The 8,743-nt window shown below is 73.0% G+C and carries 11 protein-coding genes and 1 pseudogene; 2 read left to right on the top strand and 10 right to left on the bottom strand.

All coding sequences use genetic code 11. The annotated features are described in order from the left end of the window. Positions 1–72: 72 nt before the first annotated feature. A complete protein-coding gene (locus ACFRAV_RS30905) occupies positions 73–1,509 on the bottom strand; it encodes a family 43 glycosylhydrolase (RefSeq protein ID WP_382560794.1) in 1,437 nt (478 codons plus the stop codon). Beyond that, complete coding sequence (locus ACFRAV_RS30900) at positions 1,491–2,438, bottom strand: arabinan endo-1,5-alpha-L-arabinosidase (RefSeq protein ID WP_382560800.1); 948 nt, start codon at positions 2,436–2,438, stop codon at positions 1,491–1,493. The genes ACFRAV_RS30905 and ACFRAV_RS30900 overlap by 19 nt, the downstream gene beginning before the upstream one ends. A gap of 305 nt (positions 2,439–2,743) precedes the next feature. On the opposite strand from ACFRAV_RS30900, the gene ACFRAV_RS30895 reads away from it, so the two are divergent. Continuing rightward, on the top strand, positions 2,744–3,544 hold the full coding sequence (locus ACFRAV_RS30895; RefSeq protein WP_382560790.1) for a hypothetical protein: 801 nt from the start codon (positions 2,744–2,746) through the stop codon (positions 3,542–3,544). 85 nt (positions 3,545–3,629) lie between these two features. Here the strand turns inward: ACFRAV_RS30895 and ACFRAV_RS30890 are convergent, their stop codons facing one another. From ACFRAV_RS30890 to ACFRAV_RS30855, 8 genes and pseudogenes are all read right to left on the bottom strand, one after another. Further along, positions 3,630–4,016, bottom strand: coding sequence for a VOC family protein (locus ACFRAV_RS30890; RefSeq protein WP_382560798.1), 387 nt, complete (start codon positions 4,014–4,016; stop codon positions 3,630–3,632). 99 nt (positions 4,017–4,115) lie between these two features. Further along, positions 4,116–4,500, bottom strand: a pseudogene (locus ACFRAV_RS30885) (amino acid permease); the annotation flags it as partial. A gap of 146 nt (positions 4,501–4,646) precedes the next feature. After that, positions 4,647–4,901, bottom strand: coding sequence for a hypothetical protein (locus tag ACFRAV_RS30880; RefSeq protein ID WP_351115106.1), 255 nt, complete (start codon positions 4,899–4,901; stop codon positions 4,647–4,649). A gap of 61 nt (positions 4,902–4,962) precedes the next feature. Further along, positions 4,963–5,700 (bottom strand): class I SAM-dependent DNA methyltransferase, encoded by a 738-nt coding sequence (locus ACFRAV_RS30875; protein ID WP_382560787.1) that lies wholly within the window; start codon positions 5,698–5,700, stop codon positions 4,963–4,965. Between the two features lie 57 nt (positions 5,701–5,757). Further along, positions 5,758–6,258: an HAD domain-containing protein gene (locus tag ACFRAV_RS30870; protein WP_382560784.1), complete on the bottom strand. Its 501-nt coding sequence runs from the start codon at positions 6,256–6,258 to the stop codon at positions 5,758–5,760. Further along, positions 6,255–6,731 (bottom strand): GNAT family N-acetyltransferase, encoded by a 477-nt coding sequence (locus ACFRAV_RS30865; protein WP_382560781.1) that lies wholly within the window; start codon positions 6,729–6,731, stop codon positions 6,255–6,257. The genes ACFRAV_RS30870 and ACFRAV_RS30865 overlap by 4 nt, the downstream gene beginning before the upstream one ends. 9 nt (positions 6,732–6,740) lie before the next feature. Continuing rightward, positions 6,741–7,496 carry a class E sortase gene (locus ACFRAV_RS30860; protein ID WP_382560778.1) on the bottom strand — a complete coding sequence of 252 codons (756 nt, stop codon included), beginning with the start codon at positions 7,494–7,496 and terminating at the stop codon, positions 6,741–6,743. A gap of 188 nt (positions 7,497–7,684) precedes the next feature. After that, positions 7,685–8,257: a rhodanese-like domain-containing protein gene (locus ACFRAV_RS30855; RefSeq protein ID WP_382560775.1), complete on the bottom strand. Its 573-nt coding sequence runs from the start codon at positions 8,255–8,257 to the stop codon at positions 7,685–7,687. Positions 8,258–8,327: 70 nt separating this feature from the next. Between ACFRAV_RS30855 and ACFRAV_RS30850 the strand changes: the two genes are divergently transcribed. Then, entirely contained in the window at positions 8,328–8,606 is a 279-nt protein-coding gene (locus ACFRAV_RS30850) for a metal-sensitive transcriptional regulator (protein ID WP_382560771.1), read from the top strand. Positions 8,607–8,743 lie beyond the last annotated feature (137 nt).

Raw genomic sequence — 8,743 nt, 5'->3', positions numbered from 1 at the left:
GTTTTAAAAGACACCGGGCGGGACCCGGCCGGGGGGCGCGTCCGGGTGCGCCCGCGAGCCGGTTCCGCCCGGTCACACCAGGGTGAGCCGCCACTGCTGGCAGGCGTTGTTCAGCCACGACCACTGCCGGACGTCGGCCCCGTCCGCGGTCGAGCAGTTCGCCACGTCGGCGACCTTGCCGGTGGCCTGGTTGACGATCCTGACGTGACCGCCGTCGGTGGCCATGAACCGGAACCGCTGGCAGGTGTTGTCCAGCCACGACCACTGCCGCAGGTCCGCGCCGTCCGCGGAGGAACAGTCCGCGGTGTCGAGCACCTTGCCGGTGGCCGCGTTCACCAGCCGGTGGGTGTCGTCGCCCCGGTCCTCCAGCCGCCAGCGCTGGTTGCTTCCGCCGTTGCACGCGTACTGCCGGACATCGGCCCCGTCGGCCGTCGAACCACCGGCCACCTCAAGGCACTTGCCGCTGTTGCGGTTGGTGAGGGTGTAGGTGCGCAGGACCGCCGAGGGCTCACCGGCCGGTCCGGCGAGGCCCGACCCGAGCGCGACGGGCGCGCCGAAGTCCGGCGTGCCGTCGGCGTTCCAGGTGAACTTCTGGGCCCGCGCCGTGCGGCCGTTGTCGCAGCCGTCGGACGAGGAGTCGTTGGCGTGGTAGACGATCCAGCTCTCGCTGCCGTCGGGCGAGGTGAAGAACCCGTTGTGGCCCGGTCCGTAGACCCCGGCCGCGTCGTCGCGCTGGAAGACGGGTGTCGCCTTCTTCGTCCAGGACGACGCCGACAGCGGGTCCGAACCGGTGAGGGCGAGCTGCCCGAGCTTGTAGTCGGGCGTCCAGCAGCCGCTCGCCGAATAGGTCAGGAACGTCCTCCCGCCGCGTTGCAGGATCTCCGGTCCCTCGTTCACCGTGCCGCCCTGACGCTCCCAGGACAGCGTCGGCGTCGAGATCGTCCGGAACGATCCGCTCACCGTGTACGGATTCGACATGCGCGCCGCGACGATGTTCTGCGTGCCGCCGCCGCTCGTGCTGCCGAACAGGTACAGGGTGCCGTTCACGGTGGCGACGTGCGGGTCCAGCATCCAGGCGGAGTTGAGCTGCCCGCGGTAGGTGTACGGGCCCATCGGGTCGGAGCCCGCGCTCTCCAGGACGTGACTGCGCTGGGTCGGGTTGTAGTCGGAGACGTTCTGCCCGGCCACGTAGTAGAGGTACCAGCGGCCGTTCAGGTGGTGCAGCTCGGGCGCCCAGATGTTGCAGCAGCGCGAGGCCGCGTCGCCCTTCCACACCTGCACGCTCGGCGCCGTGGCGAGCCCGGCGAGCGTCGGCGCCTTGCGGACGGTGATGACGTCCGTCCAACTCGTCGTCACCAGGTAGTAGTTGCCGTCGTGGTAGGCGATCCAGGGGTCGGCCCCCTTCTGCGCCTTCACGGGGTTGGCGAACGAGGCCGCGCTCGCGGGGGACTGCCCGAGGGACAGGGCGAGCAGCAGCGCGGCCAGCAGGGTCAGTAGGCGACGGGCCATCCGCTGCTCCAGTTCAGTAGGTTGACGCCCAGCTTGGCGGTGCCGTTGTCCTGGCCGTCGTAGTAGTGGTAGACGATCAGGTCGCCGTCGGTGTCGTGCAGGATCGACTGCCCGCCCGGTCCGATGTACCGTCCGTGCGACTCCAGCACCGGGGTGCCGCCGCCCAGCATCATCGGGACGCCGTCGCGGTCGCGGTACGGCCCGGTGACGCTCGTCGCGCGGCCCACCTTCACCTTGTAGGTGGAGCCGGTGCCCGCGCAGCACGTGTCGTACGAGGCGAACAGGTAGTAGTACCCGTTGCGCTTCACGACGTACGGCGCCTCGACGGCCTTGCTGCCGGTCGGACGGGAGGCGAGCGAGTAGCGCGTGGAGTTGCCGGAGAGCTGCTTGCCGGTCGACGGGTTCAGCTGGATCATCTTCAGCCCCGTCCACCAACTGCCGAACGACAGCCACCACGTGCCGTCGTCGTCGACGAACAGGTTGGGGTCGATGGCGTTGAAGTCGCTGGAGGCCGACGAGGTGTACACGACGCCGGCGTCCGACCAGGAACCCGGCAGCCCCGTGCCGGAGGTGGCCAGGCCGACGGCCGACCGGTTGGAGCCGAAGGTGGAGACGGCGTAGTACATCAGGTACCTGCCGCCCTGGTACGAGATGTCGGGCGCCCAGGCCTCGGTGTTGCCGTACTGCGGCCACCAGCCCGGGCGGGTGGAGAACGCCTGGGAGCCGCCGCCGAAGGCGATCCGGTCGGTGGAGGTGCGGTAGGCGATGCCACCACCGGTGCCGTAGAGGAGGTACCGCCCGTCCGGCCTGCGGAGCATGGTCGGGTCGTGGACGGTGACGGTCCCGGTGACCTGGCCGGGGTTCGGATAGGCGTGCGCGGTGCTCGGCAGCAGGGCGAGGAGGACGGCGGCCGGGACCGCCGACAGCATTCTTCTTCGGGTGCGGGATGTACGGCTCACGCGTGCCCTCCGGGGAGTGGGGGTGCGGTGCTCGGACGTGGCGATTCGCAAGGGGACCTTCCCGCACCGCCGGGTCTCGTACATCGGCGAAAACACCGGTACGCGCGGAACCGCCCCCGGCCGCCCTGCGGGGCGGGCCCGCGGCGGACGGGGCGGCGGCCGCCTCAAGTTACCAACGGGACACCCTGGGAATCGTGATGCGTACCGGCCAAGATGTCTTCGACGATCAACCCGCCCGGGACCGCCGGGCGGCATCGGGACTGGAGGCCCTGCACATGAGGAAGACCCGCTTATTCGCCGCGCTCACCGCCCTGCTGGCGGCGACCACCGTGGCGGCGCCCGCGTCCTGGGGCTCCGCCCCCGGACCGGACCACCGCGGTGGTGACCGTACCTGCGCCCACCGCCACCTGATGTTCTGCGAGGACTTCGCCACCCTGCGCGGTGGCGGGACCACGGGGGGCCGCGGCTGGACGACGGACACCGCGGGCGGCACGCTGAGCGTCGAGCGCGACGCCTCCCGTCACGGCAAGCACCTGCGCATCCGCACCGAGGGCAACGGCAAGGCGTTCCTCCAGGTCAATGGCGTCAGGCCGCAGGCCAACAGCTTCTGGGGCCGCGTCCGCCTGCGCGTCGACGCCTTCCCGACCGCGCCCGACTGGGCGCACTGGACCATGGTCGAGGCGACCGGCGAGGGCCCCGGCTACATCCGTCCGCTCGGCGGCCAGTACGTGCCGAACCTCGGCAAGAACCTGTGGGGCGTCGGCTCCGACGGCGGCCCCACCGGCGACTGGACGGCATGGCGCGAGTCCGCCCCCGCCACCGCCGGCGTCTGGCAGTGCGTGGAGTGGCGGATGGACGCCTCCGACAACCGGATCTCCGTCTGGATCGACGGGAAGCCCAAGCCCGAACTGACCGTCTCCACCCGCGACCACGGCGGCGCCGACACGGACTTCGTCTTCCCGAAGTTCGACACGGTCAAGATCGGCTGGCAGCTCTACCAGGGCAACCCGAGCCCCTCCTCGTACGACGTCCGCATGGACGACGTCGCCCTCGACGGCCGCCGCATCGGCTGCTGAGGCGTCCGGGCCCGCATCCCCTCCCGGGCGGTGCGGGCCCGGCAGCTCCTCACCGCGGCCCGGCGCTCCTCACCGCGGCCCGGCGTCAGCGGCCCTGCCGGGCGACCAGGGTGAAGGAGTGACCGGCCGGGTCGGCGTAGGTGCGCACGTCGCGCGGCCCGGAGTTGTCGCGGGTCTCGACGGGACGCGCGCCGAGGCTCACGGCCTCCCGTTCGGCCTCGTCCATGTCCTCCTCGGCCACCAGGATGTGCAGGTGGGCCTGTTGGGAGTCATCGGGGCGAGGCCAACTGGGCGGTGCGTAGCCGTGGTCACGGCGGACGGCGAGGTGGTTCCCGTCGTTGCCGACGACCTCGACGAAGTCCGGGTCGATGCCGCGCCGGACGGAGGCGCCCAGCAACGTGGCGTAGAAATGGGCGAGTTCCTCGGGCGCGGTGCAGTCGAGGACGAGCACTGAGGTCTTGGAAGTGGCCATGCCGTACGTGTTCCCGCCCCCGGCCCGCCCAAGGCGCGCGCATCCGGCCGTCCCCCGGCCCGCGGACGGCGTGCGCGGGCCCGCGCCCGGCGCCGTGCGGACGGGTCGGTGGCGCTCGCGGGCCGTGGTGACCGCGTACACCAGGACGCCCGCGAAGAGGAAGAGGACGCCCTGGTGGACGGCCGTGGTGATCAGGACCAGGACCTCGAAGATCCTGGCCGCGTGCGACGCGTGGTCGTAGACGGTCAGGAGGGACGAGAGGGCCACGGTGACGACCACGCCGAAGACGGGCACCCCGCGGCGGCGGTGGGCGAAGCGGGCCGGGAAGAGCACCCCACGCGGGCGGCGTACGGGGTCTGCGCGCTGAGCAGCGTCCAGCCGTTGAGGCAGCCGGTCATCTACACCGGGGCCGCCACCGCGACCGCTCAGCCGCCCAGGTGCCGCCGACCATGGCGTTCACCGCGTCGGAGAAGGGGGCGGAGGAGCCCTCGGACCCCTGCGCGCAGGACAATCCCTACGTCGCAGGGGTCCCCGGACCGAAGAATTCCGGTCGGCCCGTGCCGGGCCCGGCACGCAGGACCCGGCGGGCGGGACGGGACCCTGCGGGGGGACAGGACCCGGCGGGCGGGGTCAGGCGCCCAGCTTGCCGATGGAGTCGCTCAGGGACGCCGCCGTCCGGGTGAGGTCCGCCTCGTCGGGCGAGGTGCCGCCCAGCCGCTCGACCAGTTCCCCGCGGGTCAGCACGACCGCCGCTCCGCGGAAGGCCGAGTCGCCCTCCAGAGCGGCGCCGTCGACGACCTGTGCCGTCCCTTCGAGCAGGACCAGGGAGGCGTCGTCCGACGGCCTGTCCAGCAGCTCCTTGACCAGCGTCTCGTCGATCACCATGTGCGTCTTCCCTCCGGCTAGCCGCTGTGTGCGCGGGTGCGGGTACCCGCCCACAGGCGCCTCAGGCGGGCTTGCGCCAGACGGAGACGTGCTTCTCGGAGTCGTTGGTGAACGGGGAGCCGTCCCAGTCCGCGACCCGCCGCTCCCGCTCGAGTCCCGCGATGCGGGCCATCAGGTCGAGCTCCGCCGGCGACGCGTACCGGTGACGGGAGTTGCCCCGCCGGTAGCGGCCGTCCTCCTCCAGGACGAAGTGGTGGGAGACGAGGAGCTGGTCGGTCATGTCGATCGTGTCGAAGCCGAGGTGCCGCTCGGAGACGTCGAAGGGGACGGCGGTCTGCCCCGGCGGCATCCGGCGCAGGGGGAGAACGCCCAGCTCGATCACGAAACGGCCGCCGGGGGCCAGGTGCCGGGCCGCGTTGCGGAAGCACTCGACCTGCTCGTCCTGGGTGAGCAGGTTGGAGATCGTGTTGTAGACCAGATACACGAGGCTGAAGCTGCCGGGCACGACGGTGGTGGCCATGTCGCCGAGGACGACCGGCAGGGTCTCCTCGTCCACCTTGCCGCGCAGCACGGCGGCCATGGGTTCGGACAGTTCGATGCCGGTCACGGGCACGCCCCGCTCCCGCAGGGGCACGCCGACGCGGCCGGTGCCGATGGCGAACTCGAGGGCGGGGCCGTCGCCGGCCAGTCGGGCGAGGAAGTCGACGGTGGGGCCGAGTACTTCGGGGGAGACCATGACCGTCTCACCCGCGTCGTAGCGCTCGGCCATGTCCTTGGACCAGATTTCGCTGCTCGTCACGAGCGGACAGTGTGCTCACCCGCCGGCCGGCTGTCGAAGGGTTTTCCCGGCGTGCGCTCAGGGCGTGCCCAGCCCGGCCACGAAGGCGGCGAGCGCCGCGAAGTCCTCGCCGGTGAGGCCTCGGCGGGGGTCGACCCGCTGGAGCAGCGCGGGCGCCGGGTGGACGCCCTCCACCCAGAGCCTGTCCACCGGGCCGATCTCGTCGTCCACCCAGACGAACGGGCGGCCGTCCGCCCGGGCCACCAGGGCGGGGGTCTTCCAGTGCAGGCCCCGCGGCGTGCCCGAAGCGTCCGGTCCCTCGGGATCCTCCGGCCACCTCACCACCGGCAGGGCGGGGAGGCCCAGGCGGGGCGCGAGGACCTCGTTGGCCTCGTCCTGCCAGGTGGTGGCCCACACGAGGTCGCAGCCCAGGGAGAGCAGACGCGGACCGAGGCCGGGTTCGAGACGGGACAGCAGCGGGTTGCCCGTGTCGGCGGCCGAGGGCGCGGGACGGGCGCCGCCGAAGGGGAGCAGTGGGCCGTCGACGTCGAGGAACAGGACCGGAGCGGGCCGGGTCACCGCCCGGTCACCGGGTCCTCCTGTCGTACGGCGGGCCGACGGGTCATGACCACGTCGACCGGGTCCTCGGACTGCCGCACGAAGCCGTGGCGCTCGTACAGCCTGCGGGCCGGGCTGCCCTGCAGGACGACGAGACGGAGCGGCTCACCGACCGCGTCCGCGTCGTCGAGGAGGAGGCGGAGCACGGCACTTCCCAGCCCCTGGCCCTGCCGGGCGGGCGCCAGGTAGAAGTGCTCCAGCACCCGGCCCCCGTCCTCGCCGGGACGCACGGTGACGCAGCCCGCCAGGGACCCCTCGACGGTCACCACCGAGGTGTGCCGCGGGGACCAGGAGTCACGGAACCGCTGACGGACCCGGTGCGGATCGTAACGGCCCAGCCGCTCCAGGTCCGGACGCATCACCGCGGCCCGTATCTCCACGATCGGTTCGACGTCCTCCGGGCGGGCGGGGCGCAGGGCCCACTGCGTGATCATGGGGAGAGGTTACGCGGGGCGGGAGGAGACCAGGACGCCGATCTTGTCGATGCGGTGCTCGGGATTGCCGTTGGCGTCGCGCCAGAAGTTGCCCGCCGCGTCGTCCTCGGGCGTCGCGCAGGTCGAGACGGTGATCATGGCCCGGGTCGCCTCCCGTCCCGGGTGCCCCGGAACCTCCGCGCGCTGCTCGGCGAGCGAACGCTCGGAGCGGAACGAGGTCGAGCGGGTCTCGGTGATCCGGTACTCGTGGACCGTGCCGCCCGAGGTGACCAGGACCGTGTCGCCCACGCCCAGGGAGGGCAGGTCGCGCAGCGGGCCGCCGGCCGAGAGCCGGTGGGCGGTGATCAGGTGGTTGCCGATCTCTCCCGGGCCGACGCCGCCGTCGGGCCCGTACGGGCCGGCCGCGTGGCCCCGGTCCTGGATGCGGGTGCCGGGCCGGTCGTCCGTCGTCCCCTCGTACCGGACCACCCGCAGGTCGTCGAGGCCGAGGGCGGGGATGCTCAATCGTGCCTCACGCGTGCGCGGATCCGGGCGGGTGGGGGAGTGCTCCGCCGGCGTCCCGGGGTCCTGCGCCCGGCCTGCCCCTGCCGGGGACGCCGAGGCAGCCACCTGCGCGGCGGCGGCCGAGGCCGGGGCGGGCGGGTGCGCGTCGGGACGGTCGCCGGCCGTACCGGTGGCGCAGCCGGCGGTCAGGAAGGCGGCGGCGACACCGGCCGCTACGGCCGAGGCCGCGGACCTGGGGCGGGAGAGAACCATGACGCTCATGAGGGGGACGAGGGACGGCCGGCGCCCCTGTACGGAGTGCGTGCCCCGACGGGACGGCGGCCGCACCTTTCCGCCAGCTTCAACACCTGACGCCGCCGCGGTGTTCCCGCGCCCCACCGCCGCGGGGAGACGGCCCGGCGGGGTGGGGCGGCGGTGCGGCGGGCCGGCGCTCAGGCGCGAGGCGGCGCTCAGGCGGCGATGCGGCGCCGGGTCTCGTCGAACGTCGGGCAGCCGGCGGCGCCCCGGTTGTAAGGGAGCCTGCCCAGCACGGCGGCCATACCGCAGGTGTTGGTCACCCCCGAGAAGACCAGGCCCGCGCCGATCGCGCCGGACAGCCAGTGGGCCGGCGGCCAGGCCAGACCGACGAGGAAACCGAGGAGCACCAGGGAACCCGCCACCAGACGCACCTGGCGGTCCATGGGCCACACTGAACGGGCGCCGGCCGGACGCTCGAGCGGGTGACCGGCGGCCTGCCAGGCGGCCGTCCCGCCCTCCAGGGTGGCGGCCTGTATGCCCAGCGAGGCCAGCTGCGCGCAGCCGTTCGCGGAGCGCGCGCCCGAGGCGCACACCACCAGCAGCGGGCCCCGGTCCGCGGCGGCGCGCAGGGTGTCCGCCGCCTCCTTCACCCGGTCCAGCGGGACGTTGTGGGCGCCGGGCAGGTGACCGCCCGCGTACTCGCCGGGCGTGCGGACGTCGATGATCGTGAAGTCGCCCGCGCGCACGGCCGCCTCGGCCGTGGTCAGGGTGGTGAAGGTGCTCACGCGACAATGCCTTTCAGTGGGTGGCTCAAGCAAGGGTAGAATACCCACGGGGGTATGAAGAGGAGGATGTGTGCAACTCGACATGAGTGCCGAGGAGCTCAAGTCGGCGCTGAACCGACTGCGGCGCGCCCAGGGCCAGCTGGCCGGCGTCATCAAGATGCTGGAGGAGGGCCGCGACTGCGAGGACGTCGTCACGCAGCTCTCCGCCGTCTCCAAGGCGCTGGACCGGGCCGGCTTCTCGATCATCGCGACCGGGCTCCAGCAGTGCATGACCAGTGAGGACCCGGAGGTCCGCGACTCGGCGCAGATGCGGGCGCGCCTGGAGAAGCTCTTCCTGTCGTTGGCCTGACCGGCCGCTTCGGACCGTAGGGGCCGGCGCTCTCCGGGCCTGATGTCTCCGGCCTCGCCGTCTCCGTCCCTGCCGGAGCCCTGCCGGAGCCTCGCCGCGCGGACCGGCTCCCTGCCGAGCCCGGCAGGGAGCCGGTC

The organism is Streptomyces sp. NPDC056600 (assembly GCF_042792855.1).
Taxonomy (GTDB): domain Bacteria; phylum Actinomycetota; class Actinomycetes; order Streptomycetales; family Streptomycetaceae; genus Streptomyces.
This window is presented reverse-complemented; position numbering and strand designations above follow the sequence as displayed.